Below are 21561 nucleotides of genomic sequence, written 5' to 3'. Positions count from 1 at the left end.
CTTTACTCCGGGTTTTTTATTTTTGCTTTAATTAGCACTAATATTGTTGCATTAAATGCTAGGTAAACTACCGTAATTCCTAAAAGTATGGCCAGAGAGGTTTGGTAGACATATACTTTAAAAGTAAATCCTAGGATAAATAATAATAATGTTAATATTATTTGGAATACTTTAGTTATTACTATGGCGCTGTGAAGAATTTTAAATTTTTCGTAGATAAAGTAATAAATTGTTAAATTGGCCATGAAAAATTCAGGTGAATATAAGATAAATGTTAACATAAATTTTATGGAGTAATTATTAATGAAAATTAATTTATTAATGGCTTGGTATAATAATGCTAAAATTAAAAGGCTTTCAAGAATTTGTAAAACAACAAGTCCTGCTCTGTAAAGGCTTTGTCTTTTTTTAGGATGTGAGTTTAACATAGTTTTAAAATATTATATTATGGAAATAAAATCAAGTTTTAATTTTTGCATTAGGAATGAATAAATGAAAAATAAATTTTTAATATGTGTATATTTTTTATTGACTTTAGGTATAAGCTCTTTAGTAATTGTTGAATCTATTTTTGCTTTTGATGAATCTAATAATAAGTTATCAAGATCAAATTATGAGCAGATGATGATTCAAGCTTTTGAATTTGTAAAAGAAAATTATGTAGATCCTGTAAGCGATGAAGCAATTTTTGAAGGTGCTTTAAAAGGAATATTTCAAGCTTTAGATGATCCTTATTCTCAATATTTGACAAAAAAGGATTTAGAAGAAATTTCGAAAACAACAGTAGGAGATTATGTTGGCATTGGAATTTCTATAATAAAAAAAATGCATTCTCAAGATAAGAACGAGGCAAAAAATCTTGATCCTAATAGTGCTTGTGTTTCTATTGTCACACCTTTTGAAGGAGGCCCGGCTTATAAGGCTGGAATTAAATCTGGAGATTGTATTACCGCTGTTGATGGCAAGAGTGTTTATTCTATGGAAGTAGATAAAGTTGTTGATCTTTTAAAAGGCAAAGAGGGCACAAAAGTGAAAGTATCTATTCTTAGGGGAAAAAATTTAACATTGGATTTTGAACTTACAAGAGAAAAGATAGAAATACAAACAATCAAGTATGATGTTATTAATTCAGATATTGGTTATATAAGAATAGTAAGCTTTAATCCGCACACCTCTGTAGATTTTAGAAAAGCTTTAGATATTCTTAAGAATAAAAATATTAAATCTTTGATTTTAGATTTAAGGCTTAATACTGGGGGATATTTCCAGGCAGCTATAAAAATGGCGGATGATATTTTATCTAAAGGGATTATTGTTTCCACAAAATCAAGAAATTCTAGCAAGCCTATTGATTATAAGGCAAGTTCAAAACAAGTTTTGCCCGCAAATATAAAAATTGTTGCTTTAATAGACAGATCATCAGCCTCAGCATCAGAGGTTTTTGTAGGAGCCTTAAAAGATAATAAGAGAGCCTATATTATAGGGGAGAAGTCTTATGGCAAGGGGCTTATTCAGCATGTAGTTCCTTTTTATACTGGTGGATTTAAAATTACAAGCTCAAAGTATTATACTCCATCTGGAAAGAGTATTCATAAGGTTGGAATTGCGCCTGATTTGGAAATAAAATCCCCAGATTTTTCTGAGGAAGAAGCATTAATATATAAAGAAATTTTTGATAAAAAGCTAATAGAAGGTTTTTTAAAGGGTAAAAAATCCATTACAGAACAAGAGATTGATGTTTTTGTTGAAAATCTTGTCAAAGAAAATCCAAAATATAAAATTGATAAAGAATTTTTAGGCAAGTATGTGTTTTTTAATTACTATCAAGACAATAATAAAGAATTGCCAATTTATAATTTACATTATGACAAAGTTTTAAAAACAGCTTGTGAGTATTTGTCTAAATTGGGTAATTAAATTGTGAAGCAAATTGTTTTGGATGAAAGTTGTTTAGCAGGCGATTTTATTATTGTTAAAGATGCAAGAATATATCATCATCTTGTTAATGTAAGACGACTTAAAAAGGGCGATAAGCTTAACATTCTTTTAAAAGATAAGGAATTAAGGGCTTCAGAAATAGTAAAGATTGGTAGTAATTTTATTAAATTTACTACCAATAAAATAGATAAAATTGAAAAAAATAATTTTGAGATAGGTATTTTTATTTCTAGTTTAAAGGGTAAAAAAATAGACTTGGTGTTAAGACAGATTGTTGAGATTGGAGTTTCAGAAATTAATATTATTAATGCAGATCGTTCTGTATCTAAAATAGATATAGGCAATGTATCTGCCAAAATTTTAAGATTTTCAAAAATAATAGATGAAGCCTTAAAGCAAAGTGGTAATAAAATTGTTCCTAAAATTAATTTTTATAATAATTTTTTTCATTTGCCTTATTCTTTTCGCACTACTAGATATTATGTTGCTCATCCAAGCGGAATGATTTTAAGCAAGAATGAAAGTTTTGACAATTTTGGCAAAATTGGAATTATAATAGGTCCTGAAGGATGCTTTTCGAAGTCAGAAATTGCCTTTTTTAAGGAGAAAGGTTTTAATTTTGTAAGGTTTAACACTCCAATTTTACGAGCAGATACGGCCATTGTTTATTCACTTGCTTATTTTAAGGCATTGTTAGGGGATTATAATGGCTAATTTAAAAGACATATATTCAAAACCAGACAGATTTTATTTTTTAGGTGTGCCTATAGATGTTTTTGATAGTCGCAGTAAGCTTATAAGCAGATTTGCCTATCTTTCGGGGCACCCCTATCATTCAATAGTAATTTTTATTGGGCTTAAAGCTTTTCTAAAGGCTCTAATTTTTAAAAAGTTTAGAAATCACATTAAAAATTCTTCTCTTGTTTTTTTAAATTCGAAGATTGTAAGATTTTTTTGTAGGATTTTTAAAAGAGTTAATATTGACTGTTATGATTCAAATACAGTTCTTCTCATTTTAATGGAAATACTAGAAAATGTCCATAAAACATGTTATATTATTGACAAGGATAAAGTGATTTCAAAGAAAAAGTTTTTAAGACTGAAAGAATCTCATAAAGAAATTAGTTTTATTGGATATTATGATTTAAAAGCTGTAAAGAGAAATAAAGAGATGTTTTTTGCAAATATTAATAAACTTACTCCTAGTATGATAATAAGCTTTTGTAATGATAGATATCTTGAAGATTTATTTTATGAAAATAAATTTAATATCAGAACCAATTTAAGCGTTTTTTTATGAGCTTTCAAATTATAATTATCTATATTTTATGAGGTAAGTATGGCATTTTTGCTAAATCAATCAGTAGTTTATCCAATGCACGGAGTAGGTACGATTAAGGATATTAGGACTAAAGAGTTTAATGGTGAGATTATTGATTACTATGAAATATATTTTCCATTTAATGATATGATTTTTATGGTTCCTGTTGCTAAAGTTGACGATTTTGGAATTAGAGCTTTGGTTAGCAGGGAAAAGGTAGAAGAAGTTTTTGATGTTATTAAAGAGTTTGAAGGTCAAATAGATTCAAAAAAAATAAAAGATGGTGGTCATGAATTTTATAAAAAAAGCGATATTTTAGATACAGCAAAGTTATATAAATTTTTATATAAAAAATCTACTCAAAAGGAATTACCCTTTTACGAAAAAAGGATTTTAAATGATTTTGAGTTAATATTGGAACACGAGATTAGCTTAGCTTTGCAAATTAGCTTTGAAGAGGCTAAGAAGAAGATTAAAAATATTTTAGTCGATAGTAAAAAGGCTTAAAATTTTTCAATTTTCGAGGGGGGGGAGGATTTGCTGTGTTTGATTCGTTAAGATTGATCTTTTTAGTGATTTGTAGATTTATCTTAATATTTTGCCTTTTTTCTTTAATGTTTATATGTACATTTTATTTAAAATATAAGTTTTTATATTTTAATTTTTCTATTTTTAGCTATAGCCTTTATTACAATGCTTATATTTATTCTTTCCCTTTGTCCCTTGTTGTTACTTTTATGAGAATATCTTGTTCCTTTTATGGGATAGTTTTAAAATCAGCTAGAGAGACTTCCTATTTTTATTTTATTATCTTTGTTCTTATTTTATTGTTTTCTTATTTAGGATTTTTGGTTAGTCATAGTTTTCATTCTTACTATATTAATAGTAATAGAAATGATACTTTTATCCTTAAAGATGAGGTTGTTCATTTTTTAAATGATAAAATAATATTTTCTAGTAATAAGCCCAGATTTTATGGTTTTAATGGAGTTTTAATTGTTTCAGAGAATGATAAAGGAGATAATAAAGGCTTTTCTTACCAATCAAATCTTTCTGATTCTAGTAAGATTAATTTTGTTGAGAATAATTTTTTAGAGCAAAAGATTTATAATAATTTTGTTGATTTTCTTTTTGGGGATTTAAAAATTTTGAATAATTTCCTACTCTCACTCAATTATTTAAATTTAATTTTCAATATATTGGGAATTTCTTTATTGTTATTTGCATTTTCTTATGTTTTTAATCTTATTTTTTCAAATAGTTTTGCAATGTTTCTTTATCCCATTTTTATTATACTTTTTTTAAAAATTTATAATGTCTATTCGATTGAGTTTCCTAAGATTTACAATGTAATAATAGGAAAGAGCATAATCTCGGATTTTATTCCTTTTGTTTTTTGTGTTTTAACTTTCTTTTCTACTTATTTATTTGGCTTTGTTTCAGAATATATTAAAATCAGCAAAGATTTAGATAATAATTTATATAAGGGTAGTTAATTCTTAAGGCTTATGAAAAGAGAAATATATGCATTTTTGAGTAATTTTATTATTTTTCTGTGTTTTTTCCTAGGGTTGCTCTTTAGTTATTCATATTTTTTTGGAGAAAATTTTTTAGAAAAGCATAGATTAATAGCAACTTTTTTTGATTCTATTTTGCTTTTTTATAAGTATTTTTATGGATTTTTTATTTTTATTGTTTGCATTTACTTTGCTTTTTTTGCTCAGCAAGAAATAAAAATTTATTTAAAATCGTATAATGGATATTTATTTTCTAGACTTTCTACATTTTTAATACTGTTTTTTATTATAGGGCTCTTTTTTGCTTTTATATTTAATTTAATTTTGCCTCATATAATTGCTCAGAGGAATGAGTATAAGTTTAGTTACGACAGATATAATCTTCTTGAAAGTGAAGCAAATAAAATATCTCTTAAAATTAAAAACATAGATATAAGTTTGTCTGCAAATAGATTTTTTTTATCTTCTGATTTGACAGATTCAATGAAGCAAAAAAGAAAACATCTTGAAAATTTGATTAGAATATATGATAAAATGCGAATTATTTATGTAAATAATGAAGAACTTTTAACGAATTATTATTTGGTGAAATCTGAATATAGTAAAATTCCAAGTTATGACATTGATTTAGAAAAAGTTAAAAAAACTTTTTCTAAATATCCTTTGCAAAGCCTTAAAAAGCAAGATTTTTTCAATATTGTCAATGAATTTATTTCTCAAAATGATTATTATACGGCCAATTACTTTGCTTATATTGCTTATGTTGCAACAAAAGATGATAATTTTGTTGCGCTTTTAAATTTGACTTTAAAGTTTATTAATGAAAACAGGAATTTTGAAAAAGAAAAAATGCAGTTGATTTCTGAAGAAAAACAAAAAAATTTTTTATATCTTAATACTGAAAAATTTAAATTAGCTTATTATGGGTTTTTAAATCTTCATAAGCTATTGCCCAATGATAATGAAATTTTGAATTATAAAAATAAATCTCTTGAAAAGCTTAGGAAAAGATATCTTTTTTTTGATGAGATTGAAAAATATTTTGAATATTACGGAATAAACGATGTATTTTTATTGCAACCAAATTCTAAGAGAGGGTTTTATGATTATATTTATATGCAAAAAGTTGTTGCCTTTAATAATCATTCTAAAATAATAAAAAATTTTGAACTTATTAGATTTAATAAGACAGGAAATGTTATATTGCATATTAAAATTCCATTTGCTACTTTGAAGGGTAATTTTGTGTATCAAAATGTTTTAGATAAAGACAATGAGCAGAGCGAAATTACTCTCACCAAAGTCCTTGTGCCTACTAATAGTTTTGATACGAATGTTTTAGAGGTTGTCAGAATTAATGAAAATGTAGAAAATTTGGCTTTATTTTCAAATTTTTCTGAGCTAGGATTTTTTTTAAAAATTCAAAATTTGTCAAGCGCTTTTAATAGGGTTGCTATATTAAATTTGAAATTAATTAATATTTTTTCCTTAAGTTTACTTTTACTTATTTCTCCTATTTTGCTAGTTTTAATGGGAGCAGTTTTTATCTCTTTGTTTTCTAAAATAGAATTTAATTTCAATTCCAAAATTATGATTTTTCTAGTTTCATTAATGATAGCTATTTTCTCAGGAATTATTTGTCTTTTTGTAAATTATTTTCTAATTGTTTTTATCTCGCTTCTTATATATGTTTTTAATAGTGTGTACGCATCGTTAGCTATTCTTTTTGTGCTATTGCTTTTTATTATTTTTAAAATAATTGTTGTCAATTACAAGGAAAAACATATTTAATTTTTATTTTTTTTTAGATTATTAAATTTAGAAAAAAACCAGTCATTTATTAGTAAGTTTTCTTTTTCAATTGTTTTTTTGCTTAATACATAAGAATGACTATTGATTTGAGTTTCGTCAATAATAAAAGGAGATATTCCATCAATTAAATGTTTTATTTTTAAATTTAATTCTTTATAAAGAGTAAAACCATTGGCAAATCCAAAACATATATTTGATTGGGAATGATTGTTAAGTTCAATTAGGCTTATTTGTGTTTTTTTATTCAAGATCCAGTTTATAAATTTGTTAGTTAAAATAGATGTTTCTGAAATGCCAATAAAATTTGGGTTTGAGATAACAATTTCATTGTTATTGTTAATTAAATATGAAAATTTTATTTGTGATTTCTCTTGTTCGCTTAGACTATTGTAGAAGGTTATATCGCTCAATCCGGCTATTAAAAGGGATTTTTTATTAAGCAATATTTTGTTTAGCTTTAGATAGCCGTATTTATTAAAGAAATTTTTTTGCAAATCCATTTGTTTTGTATTTAAAAATGATGAGAAGTATTCTAGCATTTTTAAAATTTGATTCTCATTATAATTTAATTGATTCTTTTCAAAAGAAAATCTCACATTATTTATTTGAGAAATCACATAAAATAAATTGTCAGAAACATAAGGAGATATAAAAAATTTTCCGTCTTTAATGAAATTTTCGTATTCTTCTTTTAAATATTTAGTGTTTATGTATTTTTTAATTTGATGTGTATTTTTATAGATTAAAATAGGAATATCAAAGCTTAATGGAATAATTTTTTGGTTAAATTGCTTGAAAATATGTTTTAAGATAGGATAATCTGGATTATAATTGATTTTTATAGATTTAAAATGGTTGACAATATTTGTGTTGCCAATGTTTTTAGAAATAACTATTTGTGCATTTTCTTTTTCTATTGTTTGCAGATCAATGTTATTTCTAAATTTAATTATAAAATTTAGTTTATTTTCTATATTAAATTGATTTATGTAAAATGGTATTGTTTTGTTGTCAGTTAGTACAACTATATTCTTATTTGTTGAACAGCTAGGGCTAATTAATAAAATTGCTGCGAATATTAGATTTTTTATTCTCATAAAATTATTCAAATTTTTTCTTTTATTTTACAATAAATTATGTATAATTTTTATAGTTATATTAATTTTCATGTTTAATTGAAAAATAGAGTAAGGCAGCTGAAGAGTTTTTAGGGGGATGATGAATTTGGGTTTATTTGATTTTATACTTTCCATGTTTAGTATTAATAAAGAGCTTACTTCTGAGCAAATAAAGCAAAAAAGGTTAAAAGAAGTTAAAGTTAATTTAAGCAGAGTAAGTAATTTTTTTAATGCTTCAAAAATTCAGGCTTTACCTCAATTTTCTAGATTTCTTTATAACTTTTATAAAATTTTTTCTCCCTTAAGGCCATTTGCGCAAAGATATAAAAATTCTAATAAAATTGTTCATTTTGTTGTTGAAAAATATTTAAATGAAAATCAGAAGAAGTCCTTAGATTATATTTATTCTTTTTCTGCAAGCGATAACATAAATTTTGCGTCAGATCTTCCCAAAAATTTACATAATAATTTATCTTATTTGTTTAAAAACATAACTCAAGAACAAATTAAGTTGATAGATGAAACTTATGAGGCTTTGAATAATTTTTTTGATTTAGTCTTATATCAATATCATTTGGTTCTTAAAAATTTTGACAACTTGCTTCCAGAAGATGATTTTGTGTATAGACCTAGATTTAGCTCTATAGGTTGTGGAGTTATTATAGATGATCTTAAAGATTTGCTAGAATGTATTTCTTGCATTAAGAATATTTCTATTTGGAAAAATCTTTATGACATTATTTTAGAAATTTATGGGAACAAAGAGGATTTTCCTATTAAATCAAATGCCTGGATTAAGATTATTTCTTCTATTTTGGATATAAATAAGAGTAAAGAAATTTTATATCTAATAAGATATGTTAGTGGGGACCCGGATTATTTTCCTGTTTCTGTTGGACAAAAACCTAATCCAATGGCAAGAATGTTTTTTAATGATCTTACTAAGCATGTTGCCAATGAAATTGAGAAGGTTAAGGTTTTGCAAAAAAATAGCAAATCTAAAATATTAGCCGAACAGCTTTTTCCGGGAATATCTTTTTTAAATTTGGACAATTACACTGAAAAAATGAATGAAAAGATTGTATCTAAAATTATGAGTACTACAGGTTATATTTATTGTGAACTTTTAGTTTATTTGAAGACATATACCATTTATTTTGTTAAAAAAGAGCTTAACGATATTATTAATTTACTTATTATTAAAGGACAATGGAAGCTTATAGAGCTTTCAAGAGAAATGTCTAATGATATGCATGCTTTGATTAATATTTATGCAAGTCTTATTGATTTTGATTCTAATTTAGGAGAGCATGGTGGTTATGGGAATAGAATAAATGCATTGTTGCATAGAGCCTCTTTGGGGGATAAATCTTCAGAGAAATTATTGTTAAATATAATAGCAGATGTTAATAAAAAGGCTTTTGTTATATCAAACGAGTATTATTCCAAAATATATTCTATTGAGCAGCGCCTGCAAGATTGTCTTTCAGACTATTCAAAAGTTTCTTTGGAAAGAGAGTTGATTTATAATTGGAAAGAGCTTGATATGGATCTTGCTAAAAGCTATGGAAACAATTTAAACTTTGGAGGTATAATGAAAAATATTTTGGGTAGTTTGGCTTTATTTTTAAAGTTAATGGATTTATATTTGGAGAAAAAATCATAAATGAAGGAGTGTAAAAATGGCTAAGAAGTGTGAAATAACGGGTAAAAAAACTATGTTTGGAAACAATGTTCCAAGGAAGGGGCTTGCCAAGAAAAAAGGTGGAGCTGGACAACATATTGGAGTAAAAACCAAAAGAACCTTTAAGGTTAATTTAATAAATAAAAAATTTTTTATTCCAAATCTTGGAAGAAGTGTTAATATCAAAGTTTCTGCTAATGCATTAAGAAGTATTTCAAAGATTGGACTTGATGCTTTTTTAAAGAAAAACTGCAAAAGAATAGAAAACTTTTTATAAATTTTAATTTTGACAATTTTATCTTATTAGAATACTGCTTGATATCAAGTATTCTGGTGAGTTAAATGTTATTTTTGAGTCTGTAAATTCGAAATTTTTAAAAAGGCTTGAAATAGTCATGATTGCATTTATGTTTTCTGGAAATATTTTTTTTGATTTATAGTTTTCTAGTATTAGATTAAGGTTAGTCAATTCTTCTTCAAGAAGTATGCGCTTTAAATTTTCTTCAAGCTTTAAGGCTTTTTTTATATTTGTAGATCTTGAAATAAAGCAAGATAGCAAAATAAATGAATTTTCTTCTTTGCCTATAAAAGGTTTTAAAAACTCACAAAATTTTAGTAAGTGCTTATTGCAAGTTTTTCCAAAAATTATTGGAATTATTTTTATATTTTCCTTGATGTTGCTAATAAAATTCAATGTAATTTCAATTTTATGGTCATTTTCGATTAATTTATCATCTATGTTAATAAAATTTAAATTTTTTAATAATTTTAATATCTTTAAGTTTACTTTAATATTTTTATTAAAAATTCTCCACACACGGTGATTGGATATATTAATTAAAGAATTGCTTTTTGCTTCAGAGATTATAAATACATTATTAGTTTGATTTGATATTATTTTTTTAAACAAACATTCATTTTTTAAAAAAAACTCATAATTTCCATAACCTGTTAGGATGGCTTTGTGAGTTTTTTTTTCTTCCAAATTAAATGATAAGCCGTTTGTCTTATTTGAATAAAATATATTTTCAACCAGAGAGTTTCTAACTTGTTTTATATATTTCGTCCTTTGATAGCATCTTCTACTGTGTTTATTTCCATAAATTCTGTTCCTTTTTCAATATTTCTATTTGGATTGCCAGAAATAATTATTACAGTATCTTTGTCATTAACAATACTTTGTTCTTTTAGCATTTTAAGAGAAGTTACTACAAATTCGGTAGTTCTTTTAAAATTATTGTCTACAAGATTAGAATAAACTCCGTAAGATAATGCTAATTCTCTTGCCAGTCTTTCGCTATTTGTTGTAATAAATAATGGAGCACTTGCTCTGTAAGTTGCCATTATTCTTGCAGTTTTGCCCTTTAGAGAATCTACAATAATTGCTTTTACGTCCATAAGCTTTGTGGCATCAATTGCACATTTGATAATATAGTTTCTTGTGATGTTTTTATCGCAAAAAAGTTCATCCTTATATAGGGTCATTTTTCTGTGTTTTTCAACTTTTTTAGCAATACTTGTCATCATTTTTACAGCTTCAATTGGATATTTCCCGTAGGCAGTTTCTCCGGACAGCATAATTGCGTCTGTGCCGTTTAAAATAGCGTTAGCTATGTCAGATACTTCTGCTCTAGTAGGTCTTGGATTTTCAATCATTGTATGAAGCATTTGGGTTGCTGTAATCACGGGTATTCCATATTTTATGCATGTTTGTGTTATTTTAAGTTGAGCAATGGGCACATCTTCTGCGGGAATTTCAACCCCCATGTCTCCCCTTGCAACCATTATCCCGTAAGAGGCTTTTGCAATTTCTTCAATGTTATCAATTCCTTCTTGATTTTCGATTTTGGATATAATTTTTACATCAGGATTCCCAGAAGCATTTAAAATTTCTTGAACATCTTGAATGTCTTTGGAATGTCTTACAAACGAATGGGCAATAAAATCCACATTATATTTTGCCGCAAGCTCAATAAATCCTTTGTCTTTTTCGGTTACTGATTGTAGTTTAAGAGAAATTCCGGGAGTATTGATTGATTTTTTATTTTTGATCTGGCCGTCGTTTTTAATTTCACAAATTAATTGGTCAGGCAATTTATCAACAACAGTCATTTCAAGCTCACCGTCATCAATTAGCACCTTAGATCCTTGGGGCACTTCTTTGACAAATCCATCATAATTGGTTTGAAAGTTATTAGGCTCATTAATAGGAGAAGTTGAAATGATTACCTTGTCTCCAGTTTTTACAATAATAGGATTTTCAATATTTGCTGTTCTAACTTCTGGTCCTTTTGTATCAATCATTAGAGCTATTTTATTTGAAATTTTTCTAACATTGTCTATTACTTTTATTGTATCTTCGTGTGATTGATGAGCAGTGTTTAGTCTTATAACATTTACTCCCGCATCGTATAAATCTTTTATATGTTCTGGTTCGCATCTAAGATCAGATATTGTTGCTACAATTTTTGTTAACTTTGAAATCATAAAGTTCTTCCTCCACTTTTATAAATTTTATGCTTTTTGTCTTTGAATAACAATATTTTGTAAAAAATTCAAAACTTTACTTTGACATAAGTAGTCTTTAGATTTGATTTTTTAATTTTTTTATTAGATTTTCATCTAGCTTAATATGTAAATTTTTTTCTGCTTTTGGAATTACAAGGCCCAGTTTTTTGCCTTTAACCCTTCTTAAATTTTTAACCCGGGTGTAGTAAAGATCTGCCTTTCTCGATTTTTTTGCTAATTTTGTGTAAAATACGCATAAATTGCCAGCAGCCAAAAGGACATCAAGGCTAGGAGTTTTATTTTTTTGATTTTTAATAAAAACATAAGCTCCAGGACAATCTCTTGTGTGAAGCCAATAGTCATTTCCTTTAACGCAATGTCTTAAGAGTTCATCGTTTTCTTTTGCGTTTCTTCCAACAAGAATCTCAAATCCGCAATGGGTAAAATGCGAGCCTATTTTTGGCGCTTTTTCTTTTTCTTTGATTGCAGTTTTTTCTTGATTGTATTCTTCTTCTGGGATGAAATTTTCGACTTTTAACATTGTTATTTTTGATTGAATTAGATTAAATTTATCTAGATTATCTTTTAATTGATTTTGTATGGTTTGAAAAGAATTTTTGCCTTTTTTATATGCTTTAAAGTATTGCATAGCATTTTCTTTTGGTGATAATGATTGGTTTAGAGATATTTTTATTTTTTCTTCTTTATAATTTAAGAGGCTTATTTCTTTAATCCCTTTTTGTATTTTATTAATATTTAATAAAATCAACTCGCCTTTTTCTTTTTCGTTTTCAATGTTTTCAATCAGTTTGATTTGTTGTTTTAAAGAGTTTATTTTTTTTTCTAAAACAATTAATTCTTTTTTATATTTTTCAATAAGCAATTCTTTTGTATTGGTTTTTTTAATTTGATCATTAAGCGATTCGTAGTAATTTTCAAGAAATTCAGAATAAGATGTGTAGCTTGCATTATTGTATTCTTCTTTCAGGCCCATGATTTTTTTATCAGTCATTTTATTGCTTTCATGTATTTCTTTAGCTTTTAAAAAGATTTCACCCGTTGTTTCTTTTATTTTTGGTCTTCTGTAATATACATCTAGTATTTTAAAGTTTGAGTTTGTAGCTATTATATTTGGCGAGGATGGCCACAATTTAATAAATAAGATAGTTATTTCCTTTTTAAAAATTTCAAGAGAAATGATTCTTTCATTTTTCATCTGGAAAGCTTTTATAATTTTTCCATTGTGAATTTTTGATTTTAAGAAGTCAGAAAATCTTAATTTTAAAGAAATCTTTTTGAAATTTTTTTTTGTTATATGGAATCTTGTAGTGCTTGGATTTAAAGAGATTAGTATTTTAAATTTTTTATTGTCAATCTTATTGTAAAGCTCTAAAATTAAGTTTTTGTAATCCGGTTGTATTATTTTTGTTATTAAAGAGTTTGTGAAAGGAATTTCTTTAATCAAAGTATTTATTTCAGCGTAATTCAAAGACATTTTTATCAAATCCTAATTCTTTCAAGGTGTTTATACCTAAGCTTTAAATTTTTATTTTATGTATTAAACTATTACTATTAATAATAGTTTATTTCCATGATATGTAGTATTATGGAAATAAAGTTTATTGGCAATAAATAGTTTAAATGTAGTTTTGTTAATAGCTTAAGCTTATTAATAATAAGAGTTCATAGAATGATAAAAACAATACTTTTATTAGTTTTGTATCCCGTTGCTGTGTTTGCTCAAATATCTGCAAATCAATATTTTGAAGGAATTTATGCTAAATATCAAAATATAGAGGATATGCAAGCAACAATTAATTTTACTTTAAAGGGATTAAAGCAAACCGGTGTTTTGCTTTATAAGTTTCCAGACAAGTTTATTATTAATCTAGATTCAAATAATCAAGTTTTTGTAAGCGATGGTGAATTTTTGACTGTTTATGTTCCATCTCTTGGAACTTCTTTTAATCAGCAATTAGTAAAGGGGAGTAGTGGGGGAGGTCTTATGAAAGTTTTAAATAGTGAGTATAGCGTATCTTATACTAATTCTCCAAATCTAGAAGATCTTGACTCATCTGAGCCTGGAAAATATATTAAATTAACCTTTTCTAGAAAGCTTTACAAGGGGGCTGCTACTATTAATTCTTTTATTATTGCTTTTGCTCCAGATGGAATAATTAGAAGAATTACTGCTTTTCCTACTAGTGGTGGGCGTGAAATAGTTATTGATTTAACCGCCGTGAAGTTTAATGTTGGAATTCTTGATAGCAAATTTAAATATGATCCCCCAAAGTCTTCAAATAAGGTAGATAATTTTTTATATGATATTAAAAAAAATTAAGGTTTAAATCTATGGAAGAAAATGATTTTATTAAATTTGGGAGTTATTTGAGAAAAGTTAGAAATGGCAAAAATTTGACTCTTGAAATGGTAGCTGATGATATTAAAATTTCTGTTAAGTATCTTAAAGCTCTTGAAGATTCTAATATTGAAATTTTCCCAAACGAAGTTTTGGCTGTAGGGTTTTTAAGAACTTATAGCGAATATTTAGATATTGATTCTAGATTGATATCAACACTTTTTAAGGATTATAAAAGTAGGCTTAATAATAGTTACATTGGGATTAGATCTGAAGATAAAATTTCAAATTTAGGATTTTTAGGTGATAATAAAGTTTCAGACAAAAAATTATTTTTTTTCAGTTTAGAATCTTTAAGTATTTTGAAAATCTTTTTGGGCATTGTTGGTGTTCTTTTATTATTATTTGTGTTTTTTTATTTTAGAGAAGTGAAAGTTTATTTTAAAAAATTTTTCAAGCTTAGTCAGGATGAAAAGATAATTTCAAATATTCATGAAGTGTCTTTTGATAAAAAGAATTTTTGGAATGTTTCTCTTAAAGAGGGAGATTTTTTATCTTTAACATATGGTGATGATATTGTGAAATATAGAGCATCGTTTATTAGCGATGATTTAGTTATTGTTGATGAATCTAAAAAAAGTAAAAACATTTTAAATTTAGGAGAATTTAAAGAGATAAATCTTGATGATAATATTAGAGTCAAAATTATTTATGAAAATTATTATTATGATAAACTGAAAATAGCTCATATAAGTTTAGAGTCTTTTGCTTTAAATGTTAAATATGTTTCTGAAACTAATATTGACAGTAGGTTTAATATTTTAAATTGGCAGTTTGATGTTAAGGGAACTGAAAAATTACCAAGTAGCGATTATCTTACTCTGTATTCTTCTCAAAAACTTTCAAATGTTGATTTAAAAATCGATTTTTTAAATGATACGTTTTTTAGATATGCCGATGAAAACAATCTTTATGGCAAATCTCTTTTTGCATCCAAAGGTATTCCTATTAATTTAGCTTTTGAGAAATCTTTGATACTATTCTTTTCAAGACTTTCTGATGTTAATATTATTCTTAATGACAGAGATATTACTTCTTTTTTAAAAGAGCAGGGAAAAGAAATTTTTGCTGTTCAATTTTTTTGGGTAAAGACACCCTCAGGGTTTGATCTTAAGGTTTCTGAAGTTTATTAATAATGGATAAAATAAAAAAATTTTTTTCTAGCTTAAATACTTCTCAGGAAAAAATTGTTTTTAGTAAAAGTAAAAATCCAATGCTTGTTTTGGCAGGACCCGGAAGTGGTAAAACAAGAGTTATAACTGCAAAAATTGTGTATTTAATCAAACATATGAATATAGATCCTAATGAAATTTTGGCTTTAACTTTTACCAATAAAGCTGCAAACGAAATGAATGATAGGATAAATGATCTTTTAAAATTTGACAAAAAACTTCATATTCAAACTTTTCATTCTTTTGGGTCTTGGCTTTTGAGAGCTTACTATAAGGATTTTGACAAAAATTACGATTCAAATTTTACAATTTGGGATACCAATGATGTTGTTAAATTTATTAAACAAATTGATCTTGCTCCAAATCTTGAAATGGCAAAACATATTGCAGCTTTGATTTTAAAAGATAAAGAAAATTTTTTCTTAGAAAAATTTACTAAATTTACAAAGAACGAACATGAATATATTAAAATTTATGAGGAAGAGAAAGCCAAAAATAATGCTTTTGATTTCTCAGACCTTATTATTAAGCCTATTTTAATGTTGAGGCAGTCTAAATCCCTAAAAGAATCTATTCAATCCAGATTTAAAGTTATTTTTGTAGATGAATATCAAGATACAAATTATTCACAATTTTTATTTTTGAAAGAACTTTATTTGGATGGTATGTATTTTATGGTCGTAGGAGATGAAGATCAGTCTATATATTCTTTTAGGGGGGCTAGAATTGAAAATATTCTTGAATTTGAAAAAACTTTTTGCAATGTTATTAAATTTTATTTAGTGCAAAATTATCGCTCAAATTCAAATATAGTGAGCATTGCAAATCAGGTTATTTCAAAAAATAAAAATAGGTACGAGAAAGAAATAACAACTCAAAATAGTTCTTATAAAAGAATGAAATTTTTAGTTTTTCAAAGCACCTCAGATGAAGCTGAATATTTTTCTAATTTGCTTATTTCCAATGATATTCAGACAGCAATACTTTATAGATTTAATTCTCAATCTTTTCATTTTGAAACATCTTTTTTAAAGAAAAATATCCCATACAAGGTTTTAGGATCAATTAAATTTTATGATAGAGAAGAAATAAAAGATATTATTTGTTTGCTTAGGCTTTTTATAAATAAGAGGGATAAAATATCTTTTTTGAGAATGATAAACAAACCTTCTAGAGGAATTGGAAAAACTACTCTAGACAAAATAATTAGTGCTTTAAATGATGAAGATGTTAATTTTAATTTGTTTTCTGCAAGTAAAAAGACTTTAAGTTTGCTTAAAAATAGAGCCAAAGAGTCTCTTTTATTGTTTTTAAATGTTTATGATGAACTGGGCAAAAAACTTTTTGAAGATAATTATATTAATTTATCTGCTTTTATTGAGGATGTTGTAATTAAGTTTGGCCTTTTAGATTATTATAAAAAATTTGATAAGGACGAAAAATTAAGAAATATTGATGAACTTGTTAATAGTGGAATTGAATATTCAGGCACATTTGAAGGTCTTGCTATTTTTTTAGAAAATTCTTCACTTTCTCCTTTGATTTCTGGAGATTTTAAGTCCAATATACTTTTGTCTTCAATTCATGGTGTTAAGGGGCTTGAATTTGACAGAGTTGTGATTTCTGGGCTTGAGAAAGGTCTTTTGCCTGCTGAAATTGAAGAATTAACAGAAGATAGGCTTGAAGAGGAGAGAAGGCTTTTTTATGTTGCAATCACAAGAGCTAAATCAGATCTTATTGTTACCTTAAATTTAAGGCGAGCTTTTAGGGGTTCTTATAAAGGCACTTTGCCCTCCGTTTTTTTCCAAGATATTGATAAAAACTCTTATGACATTACTTTTATTCCTGAGTATTTAAAAGAGAATTTTAATAATTTTTTTATTGACAACAAAAGAGATATTAGATTTAATATTGGAGACTATATAATTTATAATGGAGAAAAGGGAATAGTTGTTGATAGCTGGTACCAAAGCAACTTGCAGTTTGTTAAGATTAGTTTGAGAAATGGTAAGAAAGCTATTTTGAGTCCTGAGTATATTAAAAAAATTATCAAAGTTTAGGGGTTTATTTTGAAAGATATACATTTAGAAAATAGTTTGAAATTAAGCTTAGTGACACTTAGTAGGGAGAGTGAAGATAAATTTATTTCAAAATTTGAGAAAGTTATTAAATTAGTTAATGAAATTTCAAATTTTGAGGTCAAAATTAATTTTGATACAGATAAGAAAAAGATTTCTACGTTGCGAGAGGATAAAGTAAGATTTTCTCTTTCTATTGAATCAATTAAAAAGCTTAGTAATTCGTTTTTAGATGGATATTTTTCATCTCCTAAAATATTAGAATAAGGATAAGGTATTGGACTTAAGCAATTTAACTTTAACCAAAATTCAAGAATTAGTTTTAACTAGAAAATGTAAAATTTATGATATTTTGCTTGCTTATAAAAATAATTATGAATTAAATAAAGATATCAATGGATATATTGAATTTTTTGATGATTCTTTAGAGATTGCAAAAAAGTATGACGATTGTTTAAAAAATTGTGAATTAGAAGATTTGCCTTTAATTGGCATGCTTATTGCGGTTAAAGATAATATTTCAATTCAAGATAAATCTTTAACTTGCGCTTCTGAGATTTTAAAAGGCTATATTTCTCCTTATGATGCGACTGTAATTAAAAGGCTTAAGAAGAAAGGAGCAATTTTAATTGGTAGAACCAATATGGATGAATTTGCCATGGGTTCTACCGGTGAATTTTCTTGTTATGGTGCAACCTTAAACCCTTTAAATAGAGAATATGTCATAGGTGGTAGTTCCGGGGGTTCTGCAGCTGTAGTTGCAGCTTTTCAAGCGCCTTTTTCGCTTGGTAGTGATACTGGAGGTTCTGTCAGGCTTCCTGCATCTTTTTCAGGAATTCTGGGCTTCAAGCCTTCTTATGGAGGTCTTTCTCGTTATGGGCTTGCATCTTATGCTTCTTCTTTTGACCAAATAGGATTTTTTTCTCATTCTATTGAAGATATTGCTTTAATTTTAAAGCATACTTGTGGATTTGATAAAATGGATTCTACTAGCGTAGATATCTTTGATGATTTTTATCCTTTAAAAATTGAGTCGTTGCAAGGTAAAAATTTAGTTATAATCAAAGAACTTGGCGAGGATCTAATGGATAAAAATGTTGCAAGTAGTTTTGCCAAATTTAAATTAGACCTTTTATCAAAAGGTGTTAATATAAAAGAAGTTTCAATAGAAGAGATTAATTTTATTTTATCGATTTATTATACAATTTCTCCTGTTGAGGCGTCCTCCAATCTTGCTCGTTATACTGCGCTTTGTTACGGAAATAGAATCTCTGAAAGCTTGAGTCTTAATGATTTTTATTTTAAACATAGGAGCAATTTTTTATCAGAAGAAGTTAAAAGGCGGATTGTTCTTGGAAATTATTTATTATCAGAAGGGTATGATGTTAAATATTATTCAAAGGCTTGTGAAATTCTTCAAAATTTGATTATTCCTAAATTTAACAAGCTTTTTGAAAGTTGTGATTTTATTATTACTCCAACAAGCTTTGTTAAACCTTTTAAGGTCGGCTTGGATTTTGATGATCCTGTTAAAATGTATTATTCAGACATTTGTACTGTGATTGCAAATCTTATTGGAGCTCCAGCTATTTCGCTTCCGTATTCTAAGGATGAGGAAGGATTGTCGATCGGAATGCAAATTATTGGGCGCAGCAAGAAAGATTTTGAACTTTTAAGTTTTTCAAAAAATGTGATTAGGGAATTAGGATTGAATGAAATATAAATTAGTTATTGGATTAGAAATTCATATTCAGTTAGGTTTGAAAACCAAGGCTTTTTGTGGATGTAAGAATGAGTTTGGAGGAGTTCCCAATTCTCGTGTTTGTCCAATTTGCCTTGGGCTTCCTGGTTCATTGCCAAGTGTGAATGTAGAGCTTATTAATAGTGCAATTTTAGCAGGGCATGCCACAAATTCAAAAATTAGAAATATTGTTAAATTTGATAGAAAGCATTATTATTATCCAGATTTGCCAAAAGGATATCAAATCTCGCAAAATGATAAGCCAATTTGTGAGGGGGGAAGCTTATTAATTGAAACTTCTTCTGGACCTAAAAAGATTAATATTATTAGAATTCATATGGAAGAAGATTCTGGCAAGAGTCTGCATTTGTTGGATAGTGAGAATCAAAGTTATGTTGATTTTAATCGTTCGGGTGCTCCTTTGCTTGAGATTGTTTCTGCTCCAGATATTAGCAGTGGGGACGAGGCAGTTGCTTTTCTAAGTTCTTTAAGAGAAATTTTTAGGTATCTTGATTTGTCCGAATGTAATATGGAGAATGGCTCTTTTAGATGTGATGTAAATGTTAATTTAATTGTTAAAGAGGATGATTTTGAATATAAAACTCCTATAGCTGAAATAAAGAATTTAAATTCTTTTAAGTCCATTAAAGCTGCCATTGAATATGAAGAATTAAGGCAGCAACAGGAGTGGGTTCAATTTAGGAAAACCCTTGATAGTTGTGGTAAGCACACTAGAGGATTTGATGATAAGAGTGGGGCAACAGTTATTCAAAGAAATAAAGAGACAGTATCTGATTATCGCTATTTCCAAGAACCCGATCTACCTTTAATAGAGATTGATGATACTTATATTGATAATATTAAAAATTTAAAGTTAATTGAACTTCCATTTGCTGCAAGAGTCAGGCTTAAAGACCAATATGGGCTAAGTGATTTTGATGTTATCACTTTAACAGCAGATAAGCACCTGCTTAAATACTTTGAAGAGGCTGTTATTAATGCAAATGATCCTAAAAAAGTAGCCAATTGGATATTGTCTGAAGTTTTAAGTGTTCTTAATGATAAAGGAATTAGTGTTCTTGAATTTAATTTACTTCCAAACTATATTACAGAGCTTGTTGAATTTATTATTGCTGGCAAAATAAGTGGCAAAATGGCAAAAAGGGTGTTTTCAGAGATGATTACTAGGGGAGTTTCTGCTTCTGTTGTTATAAGTGAAAATCAATTAGAGCAAGTAAATGATAAATTTGTTATTAAACAGATTGTGCTTGAAGTTTTAGATGAAAATCCTAAATCAATTGAACTTTACAAAAAGGGTAAAGATCATGCTATCAAATTTATGATGGGGCAAATAATGAAAAAATCTTCAGGAAAGATTAATCCTATACTTGCAAATGAAATTCTTTTAGAAAGTTTGTCAAATGTATGATTTACCTTTAATAGACAATTTGCCAGTGATTAAAAGGGCAAGATTTTTTTATCTTTATGATATTCATGGTAAGAGATATTTGGATTTATATTTAAATGGTGGGAAAAATTTTTTAGGTTATAGAGTTCAAGGCTTAAATCGACTTTTTAAACAAACTATGTCAAGAGGCTTGATATCTCCTTATCCTTCTGTTTTTAAAAATCAATTTGTCAATTTGGTATTTACCTTTTTTAAAGAGGCTGGGTCTGTTTATATTTTTAGGCTAGAAGAAGATGCAAAAGAATTTTTATTATCTTTAACTGGTAAAAATAAATTTTTTATGCCTTGGGAAAAAGAAGATGGAATATATGAGTTTAGAGTAGGATTTAGGAATATTAAGTATCCTATGATTTTCAATATTCCTTTGCCTGATTTTATGTCTGTTAGCATTGTTGTTATGGATAACCTTTCTAGAAAAATAGAATTTAAAGATAATTTTGATGCTGTGACTTTATCTTTAGCTAGACATACATTAAGCAAGCTTTTATTTTATAGGAAAAATATCGATGTTGATTTTAATTCTTTTGCTACATCTTTGTTTAGAGTAACTGATAGGTATATGTTTCCGCTTTATGATGCTTGTTATCATACTGAAATTTTTAATGAATTTCTCAAATTTGGGTATTTAATTAGTCCAAATTTTAGCATTCCATCTATTATTCCTTTGAAATTTTCTAAAGGAGATCTGGATAATTTTAAAAAAATTTGTTTTGCTCTTAAAAATAAGTTTATTGATGGGCTTGACAGTGAGCCTTGCAAATAATACAATGAATGAGATTTATGCA

The 21561-nt window shown here is 26.8% G+C and carries 20 protein-coding genes; 15 read left to right on the top strand and 5 right to left on the bottom strand.

The genetic code is table 11. The features are described 5' to 3' along the window. Positions 1-2: 2 nt before the first annotated feature. Positions 3-428, bottom strand: a complete 426-nt coding sequence (locus QIA46_RS01760; protein ID WP_317268222.1) for a hypothetical protein — start codon at positions 426-428, stop codon at positions 3-5. Positions 429-492: 64 nt separating this feature from the next. Between QIA46_RS01760 and QIA46_RS01755 the strand changes: the two genes are divergently transcribed. The 6 genes from QIA46_RS01755 to QIA46_RS01730 are packed head-to-tail and all read left to right on the top strand — an operon-like array spanning position 493 to position 6567. Beyond that, entirely contained in the window at positions 493-1917 is a 1425-nt protein-coding gene (locus QIA46_RS01755; RefSeq protein ID WP_317268221.1) for a S41 family peptidase, read from the top strand. A 3-nt stretch (positions 1918-1920) separates the two neighbouring features. Continuing rightward, the gene (locus QIA46_RS01750; RefSeq protein WP_317268220.1) at positions 1921-2652 is read left to right on the top strand and encodes a 16S rRNA (uracil(1498)-N(3))-methyltransferase; all 732 of its coding nucleotides are present in this window, start codon (positions 1921-1923) and stop codon (positions 2650-2652) included. Further along, positions 2645-3238, top strand: coding sequence for a hypothetical protein (locus QIA46_RS01745; protein ID WP_317260183.1), 594 nt, complete (start codon positions 2645-2647; stop codon positions 3236-3238). The genes QIA46_RS01750 and QIA46_RS01745 overlap by 8 nt, the downstream gene beginning before the upstream one ends. A gap of 39 nt (positions 3239-3277) precedes the next feature. Further along, positions 3278-3766, top strand: a complete 489-nt coding sequence (locus QIA46_RS01740; protein WP_301341509.1) for a CarD family transcriptional regulator — start codon at positions 3278-3280, stop codon at positions 3764-3766. A 35-nt stretch (positions 3767-3801) separates the two neighbouring features. Next, the gene (locus QIA46_RS01735; RefSeq protein WP_317268219.1) at positions 3802-4755 is read left to right on the top strand and encodes a hypothetical protein; all 954 of its coding nucleotides are present in this window, start codon (positions 3802-3804) and stop codon (positions 4753-4755) included. 12 nt (positions 4756-4767) lie between these two features. Then, the gene (locus tag QIA46_RS01730) at positions 4768-6567 is read left to right on the top strand and encodes a hypothetical protein (RefSeq protein WP_317268218.1); all 1800 of its coding nucleotides are present in this window, start codon (positions 4768-4770) and stop codon (positions 6565-6567) included. On the opposite strand, the gene QIA46_RS01725 is transcribed toward QIA46_RS01730, so the two are convergent. Continuing rightward, on the bottom strand, positions 6564-7697 hold the full coding sequence (locus QIA46_RS01725) for a hypothetical protein (RefSeq protein WP_317268217.1): 1134 nt from the start codon (positions 7695-7697) through the stop codon (positions 6564-6566). The two genes, QIA46_RS01730 and QIA46_RS01725, sit on opposite strands and share 4 nt — an antisense overlap. Before the next feature lie 109 nt (positions 7698-7806). Between QIA46_RS01725 and QIA46_RS01720 the strand changes: the two genes are divergently transcribed. After that, complete coding sequence (locus QIA46_RS01720) at positions 7807-9372, top strand: hypothetical protein (protein WP_317268216.1); 1566 nt, start codon at positions 7807-7809, stop codon at positions 9370-9372. Positions 9373-9388: 16 nt separating this feature from the next. Further along, positions 9389-9667, top strand: a complete 279-nt coding sequence (gene rpmB, locus QIA46_RS01715) for a 50S ribosomal protein L28 (RefSeq protein WP_317268215.1) — start codon at positions 9389-9391, stop codon at positions 9665-9667. Between the two features lie 18 nt (positions 9668-9685). Here the strand turns inward: rpmB and amrB are convergent, their stop codons facing one another. The 3 genes from amrB to QIA46_RS01700 form a co-directional block, all read right to left on the bottom strand. Then, positions 9686-10426, bottom strand: coding sequence for an AmmeMemoRadiSam system protein B (gene amrB, locus QIA46_RS01710; RefSeq protein ID WP_317268562.1), 741 nt, complete (start codon positions 10424-10426; stop codon positions 9686-9688). A gap of 17 nt (positions 10427-10443) precedes the next feature. Next, positions 10444-11877, bottom strand: a complete 1434-nt coding sequence (gene pyk / locus QIA46_RS01705) for a pyruvate kinase (protein ID WP_316256125.1) — start codon at positions 11875-11877, stop codon at positions 10444-10446. Positions 11878-11974: 97 nt separating this feature from the next. After that, positions 11975-13393, bottom strand: a complete 1419-nt coding sequence (locus QIA46_RS01700; RefSeq protein ID WP_317268214.1) for an NFACT family protein — start codon at positions 13391-13393, stop codon at positions 11975-11977. A gap of 195 nt (positions 13394-13588) precedes the next feature. On the opposite strand from QIA46_RS01700, the gene QIA46_RS01695 reads away from it, so the two are divergent. Genes QIA46_RS01695 through QIA46_RS01665 form a run of 7 tightly spaced genes read left to right on the top strand, consistent with a single transcriptional unit; the run spans position 13589 to position 21539 of the window. Beyond that, entirely contained in the window at positions 13589-14239 is a 651-nt protein-coding gene (locus QIA46_RS01695; RefSeq protein ID WP_317268213.1) for a LolA family protein, read from the top strand. Positions 14240-14250: 11 nt separating this feature from the next. Then, positions 14251-15450, top strand: a complete 1200-nt coding sequence (locus QIA46_RS01690; protein WP_317268212.1) for a BB_0345 family helix-turn-helix protein — start codon at positions 14251-14253, stop codon at positions 15448-15450. A gap of 2 nt (positions 15451-15452) precedes the next feature. After that, positions 15453-17549 (top strand): ATP-dependent helicase, encoded by a 2097-nt coding sequence (locus QIA46_RS01685; protein ID WP_317260175.1) that lies wholly within the window; start codon positions 15453-15455, stop codon positions 17547-17549. Positions 17550-17558: 9 nt separating this feature from the next. Beyond that, a complete protein-coding gene (gatC, locus tag QIA46_RS01680) occupies positions 17559-17834 on the top strand; it encodes an Asp-tRNA(Asn)/Glu-tRNA(Gln) amidotransferase subunit GatC (RefSeq protein ID WP_317268211.1) in 276 nt (91 codons plus the stop codon). Between the two features lie 10 nt (positions 17835-17844). After that, positions 17845-19290 (top strand): Asp-tRNA(Asn)/Glu-tRNA(Gln) amidotransferase subunit GatA, encoded by a 1446-nt coding sequence (gene gatA / locus QIA46_RS01675; protein WP_317268210.1) that lies wholly within the window; start codon positions 17845-17847, stop codon positions 19288-19290. After that, the gene (gene gatB, locus QIA46_RS01670; protein WP_317268209.1) at positions 19280-20737 is read left to right on the top strand and encodes an Asp-tRNA(Asn)/Glu-tRNA(Gln) amidotransferase subunit GatB; all 1458 of its coding nucleotides are present in this window, start codon (positions 19280-19282) and stop codon (positions 20735-20737) included. The genes gatA and gatB overlap by 11 nt, the downstream gene beginning before the upstream one ends. After that, positions 20730-21539, top strand: a complete 810-nt coding sequence (locus tag QIA46_RS01665; RefSeq protein WP_317268208.1) for a hypothetical protein — start codon at positions 20730-20732, stop codon at positions 21537-21539. The genes gatB and QIA46_RS01665 overlap by 8 nt, the downstream gene beginning before the upstream one ends. Positions 21540-21561: the final 22 nt, after the last annotated feature.

Source organism: Borreliella carolinensis (assembly GCF_032595855.2).
GTDB lineage: Bacteria > Spirochaetota > Spirochaetia > Borreliales > Borreliaceae > Borreliella > Borreliella carolinensis.
The sequence above is the reverse complement of the archived record's forward strand: the minus strand, read 5'-3'. Positions and strand labels throughout refer to the sequence as shown.